Genomic DNA, 19,323 nt, shown 5'->3' on the forward strand with positions numbered 1-19,323 from the left:
CAGGAGAAACGAAGGACCCATGACGTCGATCGATCTGAACGCCGACCTCGGCGAGGGGTTCGGCCGCTGGCGGCTCACCGACGACGAGCGACTGCTGTCCGTGGTGACCAGTGCCAACGTGGCGTGCGGTTTCCACGCCGGGGACGCGGTCACCATGCGCCGGGTGTGCGAGCTCGCGGTCGGGCGCGGGGTGCGGATCGGCGCCCAGGTCTCCTACCGGGACCTGGCCGGGTTCGGGCGGCGCGCGATGGACGTGCCGCCCGCCGAACTGGCGGCCGAGGTCGCCTACCAGATCGGCGCCCTGGAGGTGTTCGCCCGCGCGGCGGGCGCCCGCGTGGCGTACGTCAAACCGCACGGGGCGCTGTACAACCGGGTGGTGCGCGACGAGGAGCAGGCCGGCGCGGTCGTCGACGGGGTGCTCCTGGCGGACGCCACGCTGCCCGTGCTCGGCCTGCCCGGCTCCCGGCTGCTGGAACTGGCCCGGAAAGCGGGTCTGCCGGTGGTCACGGAGGCGTTCGCCGACCGGGCGTACACCGACGGGGGCACGCTGGTGCCACGCCGTCAGGAGGGCGCCGTGGTCACCGACCCGGAGTCGGTGGTGGCCCGCTCGGTGGACCTGGCCCGCCACGGGGAGGTCGACGCGCACTCGGGACGGCGTATCGAGGTGCGGGCGCGTTCCCTGTGCCTGCACGGTGACACGCCCGGCGCGGTGGATCTGGCGCGACGGGTGCGGGACGCGCTGGAGGCGTCCGGGGTCAGGGTGGAGGCCTTCGTATGAGGGTGCTGCCCGTCGGCGAGGACGCCCTGCTCGTCGAGGTCTCCTCGGGCGACGAGGCCCAGGCGCTCCACGCGGAGCTGCTGCGGCGCCGCGCGGAGGGCTCGTTGCCGGTCGGCGAGATCGTCCCGGCAGCGCGCACGGTGCTGCTCGACGGCCTGTCCGATCCGGCCCGGCTGGCCGCCGAGCTGACCGCCCTCCGTCTCCCGCCCGTGCCCCCGCACGCGCGGGAGACGGTCGAGATCCCGGTGCGCTACGACGGCCCGGACCTCGCGGACGTCGCCGCGCACTGGGGGGTCCCCGCGCGGGAGGTGGCCCGCGTCCACGCGGGCACCGAGTTCCGTGTCGCCTTCTGCGGGTTCGCGCCCGGTTTCGGCTACCTCACCGGTCTGCCGGCCCGCTACGACGTGCCCCGCCGGACCACTCCGCGCACCGCCGTCCCGGCCGGCTCGGTGGCGCTGGCGGGTCCCTACACGGGCGTGTACCCGCGGTCCTCGCCGGGCGGCTGGCAGCTGATCGGTACGACCGACCTCGTGCTGTGGGACCACGCGCGCGTGCCCGCGGCGCTGCTCTCCCCCGGTACGCGGGTGCGCTTCGTCCCGGTGGCCGCGGCGGGGTCCGCGACATGACGGACCGTGCGCTCGCCGTCGTCCGCGCGGGAGCCCTCACCACCGTGCAGGACCGGGGCCGCCCTGGGCACGCCCACCTCGGTGTGCCCCGTTCCGGGGCGCTGGACGGGCCCGCGGCGGCGCTCGCCAACCGGCTGACCGGCAACCCGCCGGACGCGGCCGTCCTGGAGACGACCCTCGACGGCTGTTCCCTGCGGCCCCGCTCGACGGTCACCGTGGCGGTCACCGGGGCCCCCTGCCCGGTCACCGTGGACGGCCGGCCGGCCGCCTGGGGCGCGCCGGTACGCGTGCGCGCCGGGTCCGTGCTGGACGTCGGGGCGGCGGTCTCCGGAGTACGCGCCTATGTGGCCGTCTCCGGCGGGGTCGCCGTCGAACCGGTGCTCGGCAGCCGCTCCACGGATCTGCTCTCCGGCCTCGGCCCGGCCCCCCTCACGGACGGTGCCGTGCTCCCCCTCGGCCCTCCGCGGGAGGGCCACGCACGCGTGGACGTCGCCCCGCAGCCGGCGCCCCCGGACGAGCTCGTGCTGCGGGTGACGCCGGGCCCGCGCGACGACTGGTTCACCCCGGCCGCCGTACGGCTCTTCACGTCCCGCGCCTACCACGTGTCGCCGGCGAGCAACCGCATCGGGCTGCGCACGACCGGGCCGGCCCTGGAACGGGCCCGGCGGGACGAACTCCCCAGCGAGGGCATGGTGCTGGGGGCGGTCCAGGTGCCGCCCGACGGCACACCGGTGGTCTTCCTGGCCGACCATCCGACCACCGGGGGCTACCCGGTGATCGCGGTCGTCCACCCCGCCGGCCTCCCGGCCGCCGCCCAGGCACGCCCCGGCACGCCGGTCCGCTTCGTCGCCGTACGCCGCCGCCGGCACTCCTAGGCGGCGCCGGGGCGTTGTTCCCCCGTCGACCATGCGGCCAGGGCCGCCGAGACCGCGGCGGAGGTGCGCAGGTCCAGGCGGACGCCGGTGCCCCGCGCGTGGTGGCGCATGTCGTCGACGGCCAGGGAGAGCAGCTGCGGCAGCAGGTCGGTGCACCGGCGGGCCACCCAGCCGGTGCCGGCCGTGGCCAGCCACCGCAGGTTCGCCCACCCGGTGGGAGCCGGGCAGTCCGGCTCGGGCGACGGGGCGGGCCCGGTCGCGAGACCGTGTTCCGTCAGCAGCCCGTGGAAGCGCAGGGCCAGTTGACGGTGCCCCGGCTCACCGGGGTGCAGCCGGTCCGCGCTCCACATCGCGCGGTCGGTGATCCAGTCGCCCTCGCAGGCGTGCAGGTGCACCGCGCCGTACCGGTCGGACAGGGCGTGGACCACGGTGTTCACCGCCCGTTGCCGCCGGGCGAGCGGGCGGGCCAGCGCCCCCGGCAGTCCCAGCATCCCGCCGGGATCGGGCAGGCACGCGGTCAGCAGCACGGCACCCTGGCCGGTGCAGGCCGCGTACACCCGGTCCAGCCGTGCCACCACGTCACGGATGTCGAAGGTGCGGCGCAGGGTGTCGTTGACGCCGACGACGACGGAGACGAGGTCGGGCCGCAGCTCCAGCGCGGCGGGCAGTTGCCGTTCGAGCACGTCGCGCGTCTGTGCCCCGCTCACCGCGAGGTTGGTGAACCGCACGGGCCCGGCATCCAGCGACGGCGCGAGCAGCGCGGCCCACCCGCGCCATCCGCCGCCGGTCCGGTCCCCGATCCCCTCGGTCAGCGAGTCCCCGAGGGCCACGAACCGCAGCGGTCTCACGAGAGCCCCCGGGACACGACCGGCCGCACCGGGGCAGCACCGTCGGTCGCCGCTTCCGGCACCGTCGCCGGCGCGTCGTGCGCCGCGAGGAACGCCGTCACCGCCGTCCCCCATCCGAAACGCTCCGCACGCGCGCGTGCCGCCTCGCGCCGGTCCGTCTCCGCACGCTCCAGCAGCAGCTCGACGGCGGACGCGAAGGCCTCCCCGCGGTCCTCGGCGACCGCGCCCGCCGCGCCGATCACCTCCGGGAGCGCCGAGGACGCGCTCGCCACCACGGGGGTGCCGCACGCCATCGCCTCCAGCGCGGCGAGCCCGAAGGTCTCTGCGGGTCCCGGTGCCAGACACACGTCGGCGGACGCCTGGAGCGCGCCCAGCGTCCTCCGGTCGCGGACGTGCCCCAGGAAGGCGACCGGCAGCCCGCGCTCCCGCGCGCGCTGTTCGAGCCGCGCCCGCAGCGGCCCGTCCCCGGCGACGGCCAGCACCGCCCGCCGCCCGCGCCGCAGCAGCGCCTCCAGCGCGTCCAGCGCGGTCCCCGGCCGTTTCTCCAGGGACAGCCTGGAGCACATCACGAGCAGCGTCTCCGGCACGCGCGCGTACCGGGCGCGCAGCGCCGGGTCGCGCAGCGCGGGGTGCCGTTCCGCCAGATCGACGCCCAGCGGGGCGCGTACGACGTTACGGGCCCCGATGCGTACGAACTCCCGCTCGGCGAACTCGGTGGTGCACACCACGCGCGCGTACGTGTGCGCGGTACGGGTGTTGAGGGCGTCGGCGGTGCGCCGGGCGGCCCGTTCCGGCAGTCCCCAGGTGCGCAGCACTCCGTCGGCGGTCTCGTGGGAGACCATGACCGCCGGGACCCGGGCCCGCCGGGCCCATCGGCCGGTCCAGCGCAGGGTCGTGCGGTCGGACACCTCGAGCCGGTCGGGGGCCAGGTCCTGGAGCAGGCCGGCGATCCGCTGTCTGTCGGTGAGGACGCGGTAGCCGCCGGTGCCGGGCAGCAGCGGGCCCGGGAGGGTGATCACCCGCCCCTGCTCGGTCTCGTGGTCGCTCTCCCGCTCACCGGGGACGATGAGCACGGGCCGGTGCCCCGCCCCCAGGTAGCCCTTGCCGAGTTCCCGCAGGGCGGTGCGCAGCCCTCCGGACGCGGGTGCCACGAAGTTCGCCAGCCGCACGATCCGCAGTGACCCGTTCATGCCGCCACCGCCGTCCTGCGTCCGGCGAGCACATCGGCGTAGTACCCGATCAGCCGGTCGCCGACGGCCGCCCAGGTGCGTCCCTCGACCGCCGCGCGCCCGGCCGCCCCGTACGCGGCCCGCAGGGCGGGATCGGCGGCCATGGACCACACCGCGTCGCGTACGGCGGCGGCGTCGCGCGGCGGGACGAGCAGCCCGGTGCGGCCGTGCGCGACCAGGTCCAGCGGTCCGCCCACCGCGGGCGCGACCACGGGCACCCCGCTCGCCATCGCCTCCTGCACGGTCTGGCAGAAGGTCTCGAACGGTCCGGTGTGCACGAAGACGTCCAGTGAGGCGAAGATCCGCGCGAGGTCCTCGCCGGTGCGGCGGCCGAGGAAGGCCGCGCCGGGCAGCGCCTGTTCCAGCGCCGGCCGGCTGGGCCCGTCGCCGACGACCACGACCCGCACGCCGGGCAGCTCACAGGCCCCCGACAGCAGCTCGACCTGCTTCTCCGGGGCGAGCCGGCCCACGTAGCCGACGACGAGCTCGCCGTTCGGGGCGAGGGTGCGGCGCAGTGCCTCGTCGCGGAGACCGGGCCGGAAGCGGGCGGTGTCCACACCGCGCGGCCACAGCCGGACCCGGGGCACGCCGTGCGCCTCCAGGTCGCGCAGGGCGGCGCCGGACGGGGCCAGGGTGAGGTCGGCGGCCGTGTGCACGGAGCGGATGCGCCGCCAGGCCGCCGCCTCTCCGGCGCCCACGTATGTACGGGCGTATCCGGCGAGGTCGGTCTGGTAGACGGCGACGGCGGGCAGGCCCAGGCGGGTGGCGGCCGCCATGCCGCGCACGCCGAGGACGAAGGGGCTGGCGAGATGGACGACGTCGGCCCGGTGTTCGGTGATCGCGGCGGCCAGGCGCCGGCTGGGGAGGGCGACGCGGACCTGCGGGTAGCCGGGCAGCGGAAGGGAGGGGACGCGGACGACGGGGCAGGGCGCCCCGCCGTCGGGGTCGTCACCCGCGATGGCGGGGGCGACGACGAGGGGGGCGTGACCGCGGTCGACGAGGTGTCGGGCGGTCTGGAGCGCGCAGTGGGCCACGCCGTTCACATCGGGGGGAAAGGACTCGGTCACGATGACGACACGCATACCGGTGTTGTCGCCGCGCCGGACGTGGTCACGTCAACGTGGATCTTTCCTGGCGGGGAACGCGCCGTGAGCGTTGCCTTCCTCACCCTCGCAGGTCAGGCGGCATCCACGTACACCTGACCCACGGGTCATCCGTCGTTCACCGCCCGCGCGGGAGACGGTCACACGGCGGGCTCCTCGGGGCCGATCCGGCTGCGTACGGCGGTCTGCACCTCGGCCTCCTCGGCCGGGTCCGCGGCGAGCCGGCGCAGGCGCTCCACGACCCGGGTGTCCCCGGTCTCGGCGTGCCGGGCGGCGATCTCGCGGGTGGACTCCTCGCAGTCCCACAGGCACTCGACGGCGAAGCCGGTGCCGTAGGAGGGGTCGGTCGCGGCGAGGGCGCGGGCGGCGCGGCCCCGCAGATGGGACGAGGCGGTCTCGCGGTAGACGTGGCGGAGCACGGGGGCGGCGCAGGCGATGCCGAGGCGTCCGGCGCCGTCGACGAGGGTCCACAGGGTGGGCGCGTCGGGGCCCTCGCCCCGTACCGCCTCCCGCAGCGCCGCGAGGACCAGGTCGTGGTCCTGGGCACCGCCCCGGCAGGCGAGGACACGGCCGGCGGCGGCGCCGAGCGGATCGGGCCGGCGGACCCAGCCGCGCGCCCGGTCGACGGCGGCGAGACCGCGCATGCGTTCGAAGGCGTCGACGGCGGCCTCCACGACGACCGTCGAGCCGGTGGCCACGGCGCCCTCGATCAGGCCGAGGGCGTCGGGATCGTCGCGGTCGGCGAGATACCGCAGGGCGGTGCACCGGGCTCCCTCGGTGCCGTCCTGGGCGGCCCGGACGATCTCGAGCCGGTCCTCGGGGCCCGCCACGGCGGTGAGGCAGCGGGCGGCCGGGACATGGAGCGCGGCGCCGCGCTCGACGCCTTGCTGCGCCCACTCGAACACCGCCCGCACACTCCAGCCGGGACGGGGCCCGGTGGGGCGCATCTGCCGTTGCCAGCGGTCGAAGGACCCGGCCTCCTGGGCGGCGCGCACGCGCGTGGCGACGGACTCGCGGGGGTCGTCGGCCCACAGTCGCCAGGGCCGTGGCTCGAAGGCGTCACGGACGGTGGCGGCGAGTTCCGCCTCGCCCTCGGCGTCGGTGGCGAACCGCGCGAGGACCGGGGCGGCCAGGGCGCGCAGGCCCGCGTCGTCGTCCCGCAGGGCCAGCTCGTCCAGGGCCCAGGCCCAGTTGGTGCCGTGGGCGGCGTACCCGCGCAACAGGTCGAGGGCGTCCCGCCTGCCGTAGGAGGCGAGGTGTCCGAGGACCGCGAGGGCGAGTCCGGTGCGGGACTCGTCGGTGTCGAGGACGTCCTCGGGGTCGAAGAGGTGGGCCTCGATCGCGTCCAGTTCGCCGTGCAGATCGAGGTAGAGGCGGGCGTAGTAGAGGGAGCGGTTCTCCAGCTGCCAGTCGTGGCGCGGGTCGCGCAGCACACAGTGGTTCAGCGCCATGAGCGCTTCGGAGCGCGGGGCGGTGAGCGCGTGCAGCGTGCCGTCGCCACGGCCCCGCTGGAGCAGGCCGAGCAGCGTACCGCTGGGCGCTATGACCGGATCGAACATGGGAAACAGCCTCACATCAAGCGTCGACGCAACCGGGGACGTGCATTACCTGGCCGCGTGACAACGCGTCGGGGCGCCCGCCGTTTCCTGCTTGCTGTAGACCATCTCTCTGCCTCTCGTCGGTGGCCCATGCGGACCGCATCACGGCCCGCGCGGTGCGGCAACACCTGCCCAGCCATCGCGTCCGTGAATCACGTCGTCATGATGACCCGGCGGTCACATCTACCGCGACCGAAATTTCGGCGGCCCTGTACCGCCTCCCCCGTTTTCCGTGTCGTCGCTGGTCAGAGCGTGTCGCTCAGCGCTCGCCGAAGAGGTCGAGCAGTTCCGTACGGCCGAACATCCGGGCCGTGTCGACGGCCGAGGGGGTGCCCGCGGACGGGTCCGCGCCCCCCTTCAGGAGGGCCTGGATCACCTCGGTCTCGCCCTTGAAGACCGCTCCCGCGAGTGGTGTCTGGCCCCGGTCGTTGACGCGGTCGGCGTCGGCGCCGCGCTCCAGCAGCGCGCGCACCGCCCCGGCGTGACCGTGGTACGCGGCGAGCATCACGAGGGAGTCGCCCCGGTCGTTGGTGAGGTCGGCCGGCACACCCGCGTCGACGTAGGCCACGAGCTCCTCGGTCCGGCCGCGCCGGGCCAGATCGAAGATCTTGGTCGCCAGCTCCACGACCTCGGGGTCGGGGGCTTCAGTCATCGCCGGACCGCCTCTCACTGCACGTGCTTCACGCATCGGGGACAGGACGTACGTCTGCGAGCGGTGCAGAGCCGTACGGGTGAATCGCCAGGGTACTGGCTCGCCGGGCACATGACCTGCTGCGCCCGAGGTAATGATCACGGCAGGTCCATTCGGGGCAAGGGACGGAAATCGACCCAGTTGCACCTTTTATCGTATAGATACATTCTGTGATCCTGGACGTACTCATGGTGACTGTCCCCGCGAACCAGGAGAACTCACATGATCATCTCGATCTCATGCGTGGTGCTGCTCGGCATCGTCGTCTTCGTCTTCTTCCGCAAGGACGGGCTGAAGGCGTCGCACGCCCTGGTGGCGATGCTCTTCGGCTTCTATCTGGCCAGTACGGCCATCGCACCCAGCATCAAGGCGGGCGGCGAAAGCCTGGCCGGCCTCCTGGGCGGATTCAAGTTCTGATCCGCCCGACCACGCACCGCCCACCCGTACACACCCTCTGGAGACAGTAGTGGCCCGGCGCCCCCTCCCCCGCGTTCTGAGCAACGGCGGCGCACAGCTCGCCCGGAGCCGGGAGCTGGCCAGGACGGCGGCCGACGGCGCCACGGACGTCCTCCACCCGCTGATCACCATCACGCGCGGTCTGCGCCGGCTGGCCTCGGCCGGGCGGCGCAGGTGGACCGCCACGCCCAAGGACCGGCGCGGCGCGCTGCTCTTCCTGGTGGCGTCGGTCCTGCTGGTCGTGGCGCTCGCGCCGTACGGTCCCCTGCTCGCCGTCATCACCCTGATGGCGGCGGCGGCCTGGCAGGGCCGGGACCGCGCCCTGTCGGCGCCCGCCGGGCCCGACGCGTCACAGGCCCAGCGCCTGAAGTCGCTCTACGAGGCCCTGGTGCCGTACTTCTCCGCCACCGGGGACCCCGAACCGCTCTACGCCCACGGCGGCGACTGGGGGAAGGTCTTCTCCGAGTACGAGTTCGACTCCACCGGCCGGATCGCTCGCCTGGTGATCGGCTACCCCGCCTACTTCACCGACGGCGAGCCGGAGTCACGGACGCGGATCGAGCATCTGCTCGGCGCGAAGTCGGGGCGCGGCCGCGAGTACCACTTCGCGTGGGACGAGGAGGCCAACCAGCTCACGGTCCGCGTCCTCGCCCCCCTGCCCACCGACATCGCCGCCCAGCCCTTCGTCACGGCCCCCGGCGAGACGGTCCTCGGCTTCACCGACCCGACCGGGGTGCAGCGGACGCTGCCGCTCACCCACGGCGCCCACGGCGAGGAGCAGCGTGATGTTCCGCCCGTCGTCTGGCGCACCGGCATCCGTTCCACCGAGCCCCATCTGCTCGTGGCCGGCCAGCCGGGCAGCGGCACCTCGACACTGCTGCGCTCGATCGCCCTGCAGGCCCTCCACCACGGCGACGTGGTGATCGTCGACGGGGGAGGCACCGGCGAGTACGCCTGCCTGACCGGCCGGGACGGCGTGCTCGCCGTGGAGTGCGGGCTGACGGGGGCGCTGACGAGCCTGGAGTGGGCCGCGCACGAGACGGAGCGCCGGCTGATCGCGGCCAACCGCGCGCATCAGGCGGGCGACCCGCCGCCCGAGGACACCAGGCGTCCCCTGTGGCTGCTGCTGGACCGGCCGAGCGCGTTCACGCACCTGGCCGCCGCGGACGGTCGCAAGGATCCCCGGTCGCTGCTCCAGGTTCCGCTGCGGCACGGCCGCCCGGCGAACGTCACCGTGGTCGTCGCCGAACAGCTCGACGGTCTGGAGGGCCTCGGCGATCCGGTACGGCAGCACACGCGCGCGCGGGTCGTCCTCGGGCCCGCGACGGCGGAGCAGCTGAAAGCCGTTCTGGGGGCGCCGCCGCACACCACGCCGGTCGACCAGGTCCCGCCGGGGCGCGGCTACGCCCGGCTGGGCTCGGGACCGGTCCACCGTCTTCAGGTTCCGGCGACCCCGGACCCGTACGACGACGCGACCAGCGACGCGGAGCGGCAGGCGGTGCTGGACCTGCTGCCGCCGCGGACGACACCTGCGGACGAGGAGCCGGAGCGGCTGGAGGCGGGTGTGGTGGAGGCCGTGCGCCTCGACAAGGTGAGGGTGGAGAAGGCGGCCGCGGCGGCGGCCGGCGCCGAAACCGAAGGGCCGGGGGAGGCGTCCTCCGAAGCTGTCAGCGCCGAGGCGGCGGTGGCGGAGCCCAGTACCTAGCCGGCCGTCGGTGCCCACAGGTCCTGCCGGTGGAGCGGGTGCCCTGTGGCACGTGCCGCTGCGCCCGCCCTCCCCCGCTCCCGGCTTCGCTCGAGCGGGAGAGGTACCCCATCGCCCCTGGGGGTACCTCCCAGTCCCTTGAGGCACTGGGGAAGGCACGACTGCCCGCAGTCAGAGGGGCACTGGCGCCCGCCTGAACGACCATGCCTTGCCTACGCCACGAACGTCCGGAGGGTTTCCGTGCCGGATGTGCCGCCCGTTTCGACGATGCGGGCCGCTGTGGAGAGGCGGACCGCCGCCTCCTCCGCCACCGCGCCGCCCACCGTGAAGGGCAGCCGTACGTAGCCCTCGAACGCTCCGTCGACGCCGAAGCGGGGCCCGGACGGCACCCGTACGCCCACTCGTTCGCCCGCCTCGGCCAGGCGCGAGCCGGAGAGGCCGCCGGTGCGCACCCACAACGTGAGCCCGCCGCGCGGCACCTCGAACTCCCAGTCGGGCAGCTCCCGCCGTACCGCGGTCACCAGCTCGTCCCGGTTCTGCCGGGCCTGGGCGCGCCGTACCTCCACCGCCTGTTCCCAGCCGCCGGTGCCGAACAGCCAGTTCACGGCCAGCTGTTCCAGTACGGGCGTGCCCAGATCGGCGTACGCGCGTGCGGCGACGAGGCTGCGGATGACGTCGGGTGCCGCGCGCACCCAGCCGATGCGCATGCCGGCCCAGAAGGCCTTGCTCGCCGAGCCGACCGTGATCACCGTGGACCCGGCCGGATCGAACGCGCACACCGGGCGGGGCATCTCCACGTCCGCGTCGAGCCACAGCTCGCTCATCGTCTCGTCGGCGACCAGCACCGTGCCCGCGGAACGCGCCGCGTCGACCAGGCGGCGCCGCTGGTCCTCGTCGGCGAGCGCGCCGGTCGGGTTGTGGAAGTCGGCGACGACGTACGCGATACGGGGCGCCGCCTCACGCAGCACCTGGCGCCAGCGGTCCGTGTCCCAGCCGGTCAGTCCCTCGGCCATGGCGACGGGGACGAGCCGGGCGCCTGCCTCCCGCATCAGCTGGAGGATGTTGGCGTAGGACGGCGACTCGACGGCGATGCGCTCGCCGCGTCCCCCGAAGAGGTGACAGATGGCGTCGATGGCGCCCATGGCGCCGGTCGTCACCATGATCTGCTCGGGCATGGTCGGGATGCCCCGCGCGGTGTAGCGGTCCGCGATCGTCGAGCGCAGCGCGGGCAGCCCGGCGGGATAGTCGCCATGGGTGTGCGCGTACGGCGGAAGCTCCCCCAGCGCGCCCTGGACGGCCCGGGTGAGCCAGGGCTCGGGCGCGGGCAGCGCGGCACAGCCGAGGTCGATCACCGAGCCGAGGGCCTCGGGCGGCAGCGGTTCCAGTCCCCGCGCGGGGACCGGATTGCCGGCCGGGACCGCGGTCCAGCTGCCCGCGCCGCGCCGTGACTCCAGGAATCCCTCGGTGCGCAGCGCCTCGTAGGCGGCGGCGACGGTGGTACGGCTGACGGAGAGGGCGAGGGCCAGCTCCCGCTCGGCGGGCAGCCGCGCGGCCACCGGTACGCGCCCTTCCAGCACCAGCAGGCGGATGCCGTCGGCGAGCGCGCGGTAGGCGGGCGGGCGGCGGGTCCCGGGGCCGGCCGGGCGGTCCTGCTGGGAGTTGAGCAGCCGGGCGAGCTGCGCCGCACCCACTGCGGAAGTCCACTGCACCACGATAATCAGTCCACCTTCCCCGAATTGGCCATGGATGACATCATCGACCAAGCCACAGGGTGTCACGTGTCGGTCCACTTCCACCACAGGGGGCACGTTTTGGCCAGTTACTCGTCCCGGCACGGGCATCTCGCACGGCGGCTGTTCCAGCTGTACGCGGGTCTGGCGCTGTACGGCGCGAGCTCGACGCTGCTGGTCCGGTCGGGGCTCGGCCTCGAACCGTGGAACGTGCTGCACCAGGGCCTGTCCGAGCGGACGGGGCTGTCGATGGGCCTGGTGCTGACCCTCGTGGGCGCGGCGGTGCTGCTGCTGTGGATCCCGCTGCGTCAGCGGCCGGGCCTTGGCACCGTCTCCAACGTGCTGGTGATAGGCGCGGCGATGGACGCGACCCTGGCCGTGGTCCCCGACGCGCACGCCATGGCCGTACGCGTGCCGCTGATGGTGACGGGCATCGTGCTCAACGGCGCGGCGACCGGGCTGTACATCGCGGCGCGCTTCGGCCCGGGCCCGCGCGACGGACTGATGACGGGCCTGCACCGGCGCACCGGGGTGTCGGTCCGTCTGGTCCGCACGGCCATCGAGATCACGGTCGTCGCCACCGGCTTCGTCCTCGGCGGCACGGTGGGCCTCGGCACCTTGTTGTACGCGGTGACGATCGGTCCGCTCGCCCAGCTGTTCCTGCGGGTCTTCGCCGTCCCCCCGGCATCCGACGGCAGCACGGTCGTTGCCGCCGGTCAACCACGGCGCGCGATACTGCGTCCGTGACCCCGCGGATACGCCACCCCTACCTCGACCATCCCGGCCCGATCGCCTTCGCCCACCGGGGCGGGGCGGCGGACGGCCCGGAGAACACCGTCCGGCAGTTCCGGTACGCCGTCGAGGCGGGCTACCGGTACATCGAGACCGACGTCCACGCCACGCGCGACGGCCGGCTCGTCGCCTTCCACGACGCGACCCTCGACCGGGTGACGGACGGCGCGGGCCGGATCGCCGATCTGCCGTGGCGGGAGGTGGCGCACGCGCGCGTGGCGGGCGAGGAACCGGTTCCCCTGTTCGAGGAGCTCCTGGAGACCTTCCCCGAGGTGCGCTGGAACGTCGACGTGAAGGCCGAACCGGCCCTCCTGCCCTTCCTGGACCTGGTCGAACGCACCGGCTCCTGGGACCGGATCTGCCTCGGCTCGTTCTCGGAGGCCCGGGTGGTGCGCGCCCAGCGGCTGGCCGGCCCGCGGCTGGCCACCTCCTACGGCACCCGGGGCGTGCTGCACCTGCGGCTGCGGTCCTGGGGGATGCCGGCCGCGGTGCGCCGGTCGGCCGTCGCCGCCCAGGTGCCCGAACAGCAGTCGGGCATCCAGGTGGTCGACCACCGGTTCGTGCGGGCCGCCCACGCGCACGGCCTGCAGGTACACGTGTGGACCATCAACGAGGCGGAACGGATGCACCGGCTTCTGGACCTCGGGGTGGATGGCATCATGACCGATCACATCGACACACTGCGCAAGGTCATGGAGGACCGCGGCATCTGGGTCTGAGAGCCCGTGCCCGACCGCCTGCGCGCGTTCACGGGGAAGCGAGGGCACGGGTGGGCACCGACACCGTGCGGTCACCGGCGCCGGACGAGGCCGCCGGCCGGCGGCGCGAGCAGCGCGGCTGGTACGTCTACGACTGGGCGTGCTCCGTGTACTCCACGAGCGTGCTCACGGTGTTCCTCGGCCCCTATCTGACGTCGGTCGCCGAGTCGGCGGCGAACGCGGACGGGTTCGTCCACCCGCTGGGCATACCGGTGCGCGCGGGGTCCTTCTTCGCCTACACGGTCTCCCTGTCGGTGATCGTGGCCGTGCTGGTGATGCCGCTGGTGGGCGCCGCCGCCGACCGCACCGGACGCAAGAAGCCGCTCCTCGCGGCCGCCGCCTACACCGGTGCCGCCGCCACCGCGGGCATGTTCTTCCTGGACGGCGAGCGCTACCTGCTCGGCGGCCTGCTGCTCGTGGTGGCGAACGCCGCGCAGTCCGTCGCGATGATGCTGTACAACTCCTACCTCCCGCAGATCGCCCCGCCCGAGGAACGCGACGCGGTCTCCTCGCGCGGCTGGGCCTTCGGATACGCGGCCGGGGCCCTGGTCCTCGTCGCGAACCTCGTCCTCTACACCGGCCACGACAGCTTCGGTGTCTCCGAGGGCATGGCGGTGCGCATCTGCCTGGCGTCGGCCGGCCTGTGGTGGGGCGCCTTCGCGCTGGTGCCGCTGCGCCGGCTGCGCGACCGCCGGGCTCCCGCGCGGGAGGCGGCCCTGCCGGGCTTCCGGCAGCTGGCGGCGACCGTCCGCGACATGCGCCGGCACCCGCTGACACTGGCGTTCCTGCTGGCGTACCTCGTCTACAACGACGGCATCCAGACGGTGATCACCCAGGCCTCGGTGTACGGCTCGAAGGAACTGGGGCTCGGACAGTCGACACTCATCGTGGCCGTGCTGCTGGTCCAGGTGCTGGCGGTGGCGGGCGCCCTGGCGCTGGGCCGGCTGGCCCGGCGGTACGGCGCGAAGCGCGCGATCCTCGGCTCCCTGGTCGCCTGGACCCTGACCCTGGCCGCCGGGTACTTCCTGCCCGCCGGCGCCCCCGCGTGGTTCTTCGTACTGGCGGCCGGCATCGGTCTGGTCCTCGGCGGCAGCCAGGCGCTGTCCCGCTCGCTCTTCTCCCACCTCGTACCGCCCGGCAAGGAGGCCGAGTACTTCTCGGCGTACGAGGTGAGCGACCGCGGGACGAGCTGGCTCGGGCCGCTGCTGTTCGGTCTCACCTACCAGCTGACGGGCAGTTACCGGGACGCGATCATCTCCCTGGTGGGCTTCTTCGTCCTGGGATTCGTGCTGCTCGCGCGGCTGCCGGTGCGACGGGCGATCGCCGAAGCGGGCAACCCGGTTCCCGAAAGGATTTAGCACTGGGCGCGAAAGGGCTGTAGTGTACGCGTTTGGCCTGCCAGGCGTACCGTTACTGCGCGTCAAAGATGCCGAACGCTGAGTCACATCTCCTTGCAGATGTGACAAACCGGACGCCGGGGGGTACTGCACTGGTTGACAAGGCTGCGGCTACGACGGCGACGCATGACCCGGATCGGGGCTCCGGACGGGAATCTTTACCGCCGTCCGGACGTTGACCGGATGACGACGACAGCGACACCTGTCCTGTGGGCGACAAGCCCGGGAGGCACGATTCATGAGTGAGCGAGCTCTTCGCGGCACGCGCCTCGTGGTGACCAGCTACGAGACGGACCGCGGCATCGACCTGGCCCCGCGCCAGGCCGTGGAGTACGCATGCGAGAAGGGGCACCGCTTCGAGATGCCCTTCTCGGTCGAGGCGGAGATCCCGCCGGAGTGGGAGTGCAAGGTCTGTGGTGCCCAGGCACTCCTGGTGGACGGTGACGGCCCCGAGGAGAAGAAGGCCAAGCCCGCGCGTACGCATTGGGACATGCTGATGGAGCGGCGCACCCGAGAGGAACTCGAAGAGGTCCTCGAGGAGCGTCTCGCCGTTCTGCGCTCCGGTGCGATGAACATCGCGGTTCACCCCAGGGACAGCCGAAAGTCGGCTTGATCCCGCCGGGAACCTGGGCGAAGCCACACACGCACAGCGGCACAGGACCGCGGGCGCCGTACATCACGTACGGCGCCCGCGGTCCTGCGTGCGTGCGGGGCCCGGCCGCCCTCAGCGGGTGAGCGGCGGGCGCGGTCCCTGCGGGGTGTCCCCCGGAGCGCTTCCGGGTTCGTCCCGGACGACCTCGCCCTGGACGACCTTGCCGTCGGGCCGGCGCATACGGGCCTGCTGGAAGGCGTCCCCGAGAGAGCCCTGCGCGGCCTCGCGGAGCTTGCGCTCGAAGGTGCGCTCGGCGTAACGGCTCACGGCCTTCTGCACCGGCGGCACCAGCAGGAGCAGCCCCACCGCGTCCGACACCACACCGGGGATGATCAGCAGCAGGCCGCCCAGCATCGTCAGGCCGTTGCCCTCGCTGTTCGGCCGGGCTTCGGACAGCATCCCGCCCTGCTGCTGTTGCAGCGTCTCGGTCAGGTTCTTGAAGGCCCGCCGGCCGGCCCGCTTGATGACAACCGAGCCGAGGACGAGGCCGGCCACCAGGATCAGGAAGACCACCAGTCCGTTCGACGCCCCGGCGACCACCGTGAGCAGCCAGATCTCCAGCACGAGCCATGCGGCGACACCCAGCGGCAGGAAGGTGCGCAGCCGGGAGCGCCGGGGCCGGGCGGGATACGGGGTCTGAGCGCCAGTCGTCATGCTCCCAGTGTGCCTGGGCCCGGTTCAGCACGGGATAAGCGGGATCACCGGGATGAGCAGGCGGTCGTACGCCTACGGCTCGGACCGCTTGACGTCCGGTCCGGTCCGCCCGACAGCCGGCTCGGCCTGCTGCTTGACGGCCGGTTCGGCCTGCTGCCTGTCATCGCCGCGCCCGAGGACCTTGCCGACCCGCTCCCCCACGCCCCACGCCGTGACCCGCCACAGCGCCTCGACGAGGATGTCGCGGCTCATCTTGGAATCGCCGAGTTCGCGCTCGACGAAGGTGATGGGAACCTCGACCACGTGGTAACCGGCCTTCACCGCGCGGCGGGCCAGGTCGACCTGGAAGCAGTACCCCTGGGAGGCCACTTCCTCGAGGCCGAGCCCTTCCAGCGTCTCGCGGCGGAAGGCGCGGAAGCCGCCGGTGATGTCGCGCAGCGGCAGATCGAGCGCCACGCGCGAGTAGAGGCTGCCTCCGCGCGAGATGAACTCACGGGACTTCGGCCAGTTCACCACCCGGCCGCCGGGTACCCAGCGCGAACCGAGCACCAGGTCGGCGCCCTTGAGGGCGGTCAGCAGACGAGGAAGTTCCTCGGGCTGGTGGGAGCCGTCGGCGTCCATCTCGACGAGTACGCCGTAGCCGTGCTCCATCCCCCAGCGGAAGCCCGCGAGATAGGCCGCACCCAGGCCCTCCTTGCCCTTGCGGTGCAGCACCTGGACGCGCTCGTCCCCGGCGGCCAGTTCGTCGGCGAGCTTGCCCGTGCCGTCGGGGCTGTTGTCGTCGGCCACGAGAACGTGCGCCTCGGGAACGGCCTCGCGCACCCGGCCGACGATCGCCTTGATGTTCCCTGCCTCGTTGTAGGTCGGGATGATCACCAAAACCGTGCCGAGCGGGCCGGAGTTCCTCCCCTGGGATCCTGCCGCGAGGATCCCGTCGCCGTCGTTCACTGCTGCCCCTTCATGTCCTGTGCGCAGGATCCCACCATAGTGGGCACTGCCTGCGCCGACGTGACGGGACGTTCATATGGTGGTGTCGTTTACCGAAGATCGGGTAAGAACACACTTTTGGGGCGTGCGAGAAGAGGGACAGCGGATGGGGGCCCGGCGCCCTTCGGGCCGGCCCGGGACCCGCCGGCTGCGGATCGACCTGAAGCCGTTGTCTACTGAGCACCCGGGCCCCACCCGGGGTCGCACCTCCCCGGCCGGCCGGCACGTCCCTCGGTACCGCGCCGCCGCTGAGCCTGGCTCCCAGTGACAGTGCTCCGGTGCGGCACACCGTCCCTGACCCAGCGGCGCCGACACGAGTGGCCGGACGTTCTCCGGTCGGGCGTCCGGTGGTGGACCCGGCCGAACCTACCGGCCCTCCGCCGCCGCCTGTCAACAGTCGTTTGACCTGCGTAATGTGGTTCAAATGCCTGGTCAGCGGCGAGGATACGCAGGTCGTGAGACGGGGGGCGCGGCGCACGATCGTCACCACGCCACCCTCGTAGATCACTCGCCCGGCCGTACGAACACCGTACGCCCGCCGACCACGGTCCGCAGGCAGACCGGCAGGTCACGGCCGGGGGCGAGGTCGGGCAGGCCGGGGGTGCCGGAGCGGGGATCGGTGGACCAGCGCGCCACCCGGTCGTCGGGCGCCTGGACGACGAGTTCACCGGTGCGCCAGAGGACGTAGTCGGCGGATGCCCCGGGCACCAGGACGCCCGCGTCGTCGCGTCCGACCGCCCGCCAGCCGCCACGCGTGTGCGCGGTGAACGCGGCACGCACGGAGACGCGGTGCTCAGGTGTGCGGTGGAAGGCGGCGGCCCGGACCGTACCCCAGGGATCGAGGGGGGTGACCGGGCTGTCGGAGCCGAAGGCGAGCGGGACACCGGCGCGCAGCAGCGCCGCGAAGGGGTTCAGGGTGCGGGCCCGCTCCGGTCCCAGGCGCCGCGCGTACATGCCGTCCTCGCCGCCCCACAGGGCGTCGAAGGCGGGCTGGACGGAGGCGGTCAGACCGAGTTCGGCGAAGGCGGCGACGGTCTCGGGGGTGAGCATCTCGGCGTGCTCGACGCGGTGCCGGGCGGCGCGGACGCGGGCGAGGCCGAGTGTGCCGGCGGCGGCCCGCACACCGTCGACGACGGTGCTCACGGCGGCGTCACCGATGGCGTGGAAGCCGGCCTGGAGACCGGCCCCGGTGCAGGCGACGACGTGGGCCGCGACGGCAGCCGCGTCCAGGTGCGCGGTGCCGGTGTGTCCGGCGTCGGCGTACGGCTCGTGCAGGCACGCGGTGTGCGAGCCGAGGGCGCCGTCGGCGAACAGGTCGCCCGCGGCGCCGATCGCGCCCAGTTCCTTCGCCTTGGCGACGTCCTGTTCGGCCCAGTAGCCGACGACACGCGGGCCGCTCTCCTCGGTGGCGAGCCGCAGCAGTCCGGTGAAGTCGTCCTCGGAGGAGATCTCCGGTCCCCCGCACTCGTGGACCGTGCCGATGCCGAGGGAGGCGGCGTGGGCGAGGGCGGCACGCTGGGCCCCGGTGCGCTGGCCCGGCGTGACGGCGGCCAGGGCGGCGGCGCGCACCGCGTGGTGGGCGTCCCCGGTGAGCGGGCGGTCCTCGCGGGTGACCGCGGCGGGGACGAGGTCGAGGAGCGCGGTGGTGGCGACCGCGGAGTGGACGTCGATCCGGCTCAGGTAGAGGGGACGGCCACCGGTGGCCTCGTCGAGCTCGGCGCGGGTCGGGGGACGGCCACCGGGCCAGCGGGCGGCGTCCCAGCCGTGGCCGAGGAGGACCCGGTCGTCCGGACGGGCGGCGGCGAACTCCCGTACGCGGGCCAGTGCGACCTCGAGGGAAGGGGCGGTGGTCAGGTCGAGGCCGGTGAGGGCGAGGCCCGTGGCCGTGGTGTGGACGTGCGCGTCGGTGAACGCGGGCGTGACCAGTGCACCGTCGAGGTCGATCACCTCGTCGACCCCGTCCGCGAAGGCGTCGGCGGCGCCCTCGGAGCCGACCCAGGCGACCTGACCGCGCTCGACGACCATCGCGGTCGCGAAGGGGTCGGCGGGGCTGTGGACCTCCCCGCGGCGAAGCAGGACGGTGCGGGACGGGACGGTGTGTTCGCTCATGCCCCACAGTTTCGCGCGTCGCCCGGTCCGCCCCGCACGCAGGTCCGTCCCACGGCGAGGGATCCGCCCCGTCGGCCGGCCTCCGGGGCCAACACCGTCAGGTCCGCGGCGCGGGGCCCGGCGGACGCCTGCCGCCCGCACACCGTCCCACCGTGATCGCCCCCGCCGCCCCTTCCCTCCCCGCTCTCGGCTTCGCTCGAGCGGGGACCCCAGTGTCCCCGGGGGGACGGCGCCCCCGGACCCCCGCTCCTCGAACGCCGGAGGGGCTGAAGAGCAGCCCCTCCGGCGTTCGAGGACGTGGGTCGGCCAGGGCTGTCTATGAAAAACATCTGACG

The 19,323-nt window shown here is 73.9% G+C and carries 18 protein-coding genes; 9 read left to right on the forward strand and 9 right to left on the reverse strand.

The window, feature by feature from the left end:
• Positions 1-19: 19 nt before the first annotated feature.
• The 3 genes from ACFXAE_RS28065 to ACFXAE_RS28075 are packed head-to-tail and all read left to right on the forward strand — an operon-like array spanning position 20 to position 2,279.
• Positions 20-778: a LamB/YcsF family protein gene (locus ACFXAE_RS28065; RefSeq protein WP_384719757.1), complete on the forward strand. Its 759-nt coding sequence runs from the start codon at positions 20-22 to the stop codon at positions 776-778.
• Positions 775-1,404 (forward strand): allophanate hydrolase subunit 1, encoded by a 630-nt coding sequence (locus ACFXAE_RS28070; RefSeq protein ID WP_384719759.1) that lies wholly within the window; start codon positions 775-777, stop codon positions 1,402-1,404. The genes ACFXAE_RS28065 and ACFXAE_RS28070 overlap by 4 nt, the downstream gene beginning before the upstream one ends.
• Complete coding sequence (locus tag ACFXAE_RS28075) at positions 1,401-2,279, forward strand: biotin-dependent carboxyltransferase family protein (protein ID WP_384719761.1); 879 nt, start codon at positions 1,401-1,403, stop codon at positions 2,277-2,279. The genes ACFXAE_RS28070 and ACFXAE_RS28075 overlap by 4 nt, the downstream gene beginning before the upstream one ends.
• On the opposite strand, the gene ACFXAE_RS28080 is transcribed toward ACFXAE_RS28075, so the two are convergent.
• The 5 genes from ACFXAE_RS28080 to ACFXAE_RS28100 all read right to left on the reverse strand — a co-directional run bounded on the left by ACFXAE_RS28080 (position 2,276) and on the right by ACFXAE_RS28100 (position 7,709).
• On the reverse strand, positions 2,276-3,127 hold the full coding sequence (locus tag ACFXAE_RS28080; RefSeq protein ID WP_384719763.1) for an SGNH/GDSL hydrolase family protein: 852 nt from the start codon (positions 3,125-3,127) through the stop codon (positions 2,276-2,278). The genes ACFXAE_RS28075 and ACFXAE_RS28080 overlap by 4 nt on opposite strands.
• Positions 3,124-4,317, reverse strand: coding sequence for a glycosyltransferase (locus ACFXAE_RS28085; RefSeq protein ID WP_384719765.1), 1,194 nt, complete (start codon positions 4,315-4,317; stop codon positions 3,124-3,126). The genes ACFXAE_RS28080 and ACFXAE_RS28085 overlap by 4 nt, the downstream gene beginning before the upstream one ends.
• Entirely contained in the window at positions 4,314-5,438 is a 1,125-nt protein-coding gene (locus ACFXAE_RS28090; protein ID WP_384719767.1) for a glycosyltransferase family 4 protein, read from the reverse strand. The genes ACFXAE_RS28085 and ACFXAE_RS28090 overlap by 4 nt, the downstream gene beginning before the upstream one ends.
• A gap of 161 nt (positions 5,439-5,599) precedes the next feature.
• Complete coding sequence (locus ACFXAE_RS28095; RefSeq protein ID WP_384719769.1) at positions 5,600-7,018, reverse strand: HEAT repeat domain-containing protein; 1,419 nt, start codon at positions 7,016-7,018, stop codon at positions 5,600-5,602.
• A 298-nt stretch (positions 7,019-7,316) separates the two neighbouring features.
• The gene (locus ACFXAE_RS28100) at positions 7,317-7,709 is read right to left on the reverse strand and encodes an ankyrin repeat domain-containing protein (RefSeq protein ID WP_384719771.1); all 393 of its coding nucleotides are present in this window, start codon (positions 7,707-7,709) and stop codon (positions 7,317-7,319) included.
• 261 nt (positions 7,710-7,970) lie between these two features.
• Here ACFXAE_RS28100 and ACFXAE_RS28105 point away from each other — a divergent pair, with 261 nt between their 5' ends.
• Positions 7,971-8,165: a hypothetical protein gene (locus tag ACFXAE_RS28105; protein WP_371240167.1), complete on the forward strand. Its 195-nt coding sequence runs from the start codon at positions 7,971-7,973 to the stop codon at positions 8,163-8,165.
• A gap of 49 nt (positions 8,166-8,214) precedes the next feature.
• Positions 8,215-9,909: a hypothetical protein gene (locus tag ACFXAE_RS28110; RefSeq protein WP_384719773.1), complete on the forward strand. Its 1,695-nt coding sequence runs from the start codon at positions 8,215-8,217 to the stop codon at positions 9,907-9,909.
• 212 nt (positions 9,910-10,121) lie between these two features.
• On the opposite strand, the gene ACFXAE_RS28115 is transcribed toward ACFXAE_RS28110, so the two are convergent.
• Positions 10,122-11,621 (reverse strand): PLP-dependent aminotransferase family protein, encoded by a 1,500-nt coding sequence (locus tag ACFXAE_RS28115; protein WP_384719775.1) that lies wholly within the window; start codon positions 11,619-11,621, stop codon positions 10,122-10,124.
• 99 nt (positions 11,622-11,720) lie between these two features.
• Between ACFXAE_RS28115 and ACFXAE_RS28120 the strand changes: the two genes are divergently transcribed.
• The 4 genes from ACFXAE_RS28120 to ACFXAE_RS28135 all read left to right on the forward strand — a co-directional run bounded on the left by ACFXAE_RS28120 (position 11,721) and on the right by ACFXAE_RS28135 (position 15,199).
• Positions 11,721-12,386, forward strand: coding sequence for a YitT family protein (locus tag ACFXAE_RS28120; RefSeq protein WP_384719777.1), 666 nt, complete (start codon positions 11,721-11,723; stop codon positions 12,384-12,386).
• The gene (locus ACFXAE_RS28125; protein WP_384719779.1) at positions 12,383-13,150 is read left to right on the forward strand and encodes a glycerophosphodiester phosphodiesterase; all 768 of its coding nucleotides are present in this window, start codon (positions 12,383-12,385) and stop codon (positions 13,148-13,150) included. Before ACFXAE_RS28120 ends, ACFXAE_RS28125 begins: the two co-directional genes overlap by 4 nt.
• 50 nt (positions 13,151-13,200) lie before the next feature.
• Entirely contained in the window at positions 13,201-14,547 is a 1,347-nt protein-coding gene (locus ACFXAE_RS28130; protein ID WP_384719781.1) for an MFS transporter, read from the forward strand.
• 277 nt (positions 14,548-14,824) lie between these two features.
• Complete coding sequence (locus tag ACFXAE_RS28135) at positions 14,825-15,199, forward strand: RNA polymerase-binding protein RbpA (RefSeq protein ID WP_003977404.1); 375 nt, start codon at positions 14,825-14,827, stop codon at positions 15,197-15,199.
• Positions 15,200-15,310: 111 nt separating this feature from the next.
• Here the strand turns inward: ACFXAE_RS28135 and fxsA are convergent, their stop codons facing one another.
• From fxsA to ACFXAE_RS28150, 3 genes are all read right to left on the reverse strand, one after another.
• Positions 15,311-15,892 carry an FxsA family membrane protein gene (gene fxsA / locus ACFXAE_RS28140; protein ID WP_384719783.1) on the reverse strand — a complete coding sequence of 194 codons (582 nt, stop codon included), beginning with the start codon at positions 15,890-15,892 and terminating at the stop codon, positions 15,311-15,313.
• 72 nt (positions 15,893-15,964) lie between these two features.
• Positions 15,965-16,840, reverse strand: coding sequence for a polyprenol monophosphomannose synthase (locus tag ACFXAE_RS28145; protein ID WP_384719785.1), 876 nt, complete (start codon positions 16,838-16,840; stop codon positions 15,965-15,967).
• Positions 16,841-17,383: 543 nt separating this feature from the next.
• The gene (locus ACFXAE_RS28150; RefSeq protein WP_384719787.1) at positions 17,384-18,988 is read right to left on the reverse strand and encodes an amidohydrolase; all 1,605 of its coding nucleotides are present in this window, start codon (positions 18,986-18,988) and stop codon (positions 17,384-17,386) included.
• Positions 18,989-19,323 lie beyond the last annotated feature (335 nt).

It is taken from the genome of Streptomyces sp. NPDC059454 (assembly GCF_042749965.1).
GTDB lineage: Bacteria > Actinomycetota > Actinomycetes > Streptomycetales > Streptomycetaceae > Streptomyces.

Bases quoted from the DNA above. Each gene is read 5' to 3' on its own strand.
- ACFXAE_RS28150 (WP_384719787.1), bottom strand. From the start codon at position 18,988: ATGAGCGAACACACCGTCCCGTCCCGCACCGTCCTGCTTCGCCGCGGG.
- ACFXAE_RS28070 (WP_384719759.1), top strand. From the start codon at position 775: ATGAGGGTGCTGCCCGTCGGCGAGGACGCCCTGCTCGTCGAGGTCTCC.
- ACFXAE_RS28095 (WP_384719769.1), bottom strand. From the start codon at position 7,018: ATGTTCGATCCGGTCATAGCGCCCAGCGGTACGCTGCTCGGCCTGCTC.
- ACFXAE_RS28075 (WP_384719761.1), top strand. From the start codon at position 1,401: ATGACGGACCGTGCGCTCGCCGTCGTCCGCGCGGGAGCCCTCACCACC.
- ACFXAE_RS28065 (WP_384719757.1), top strand. From the start codon at position 20: ATGACGTCGATCGATCTGAACGCCGACCTCGGCGAGGGGTTCGGCCGC.
- fxsA (WP_384719783.1), bottom strand. From the start codon at position 15,892: ATGACGACTGGCGCTCAGACCCCGTATCCCGCCCGGCCCCGGCGCTCC.
- ACFXAE_RS28135 (WP_003977404.1), top strand. From the start codon at position 14,825: ATGAGTGAGCGAGCTCTTCGCGGCACGCGCCTCGTGGTGACCAGCTAC.
- ACFXAE_RS28100 (WP_384719771.1), bottom strand. From the start codon at position 7,709: ATGACTGAAGCCCCCGACCCCGAGGTCGTGGAGCTGGCGACCAAGATC.
- ACFXAE_RS28105 (WP_371240167.1), top strand. From the start codon at position 7,971: ATGATCATCTCGATCTCATGCGTGGTGCTGCTCGGCATCGTCGTCTTC.
- ACFXAE_RS28085 (WP_384719765.1), bottom strand. From the start codon at position 4,317: ATGAACGGGTCACTGCGGATCGTGCGGCTGGCGAACTTCGTGGCACCC.
- ACFXAE_RS28090 (WP_384719767.1), bottom strand. From the start codon at position 5,438: ATGCGTGTCGTCATCGTGACCGAGTCCTTTCCCCCCGATGTGAACGGC.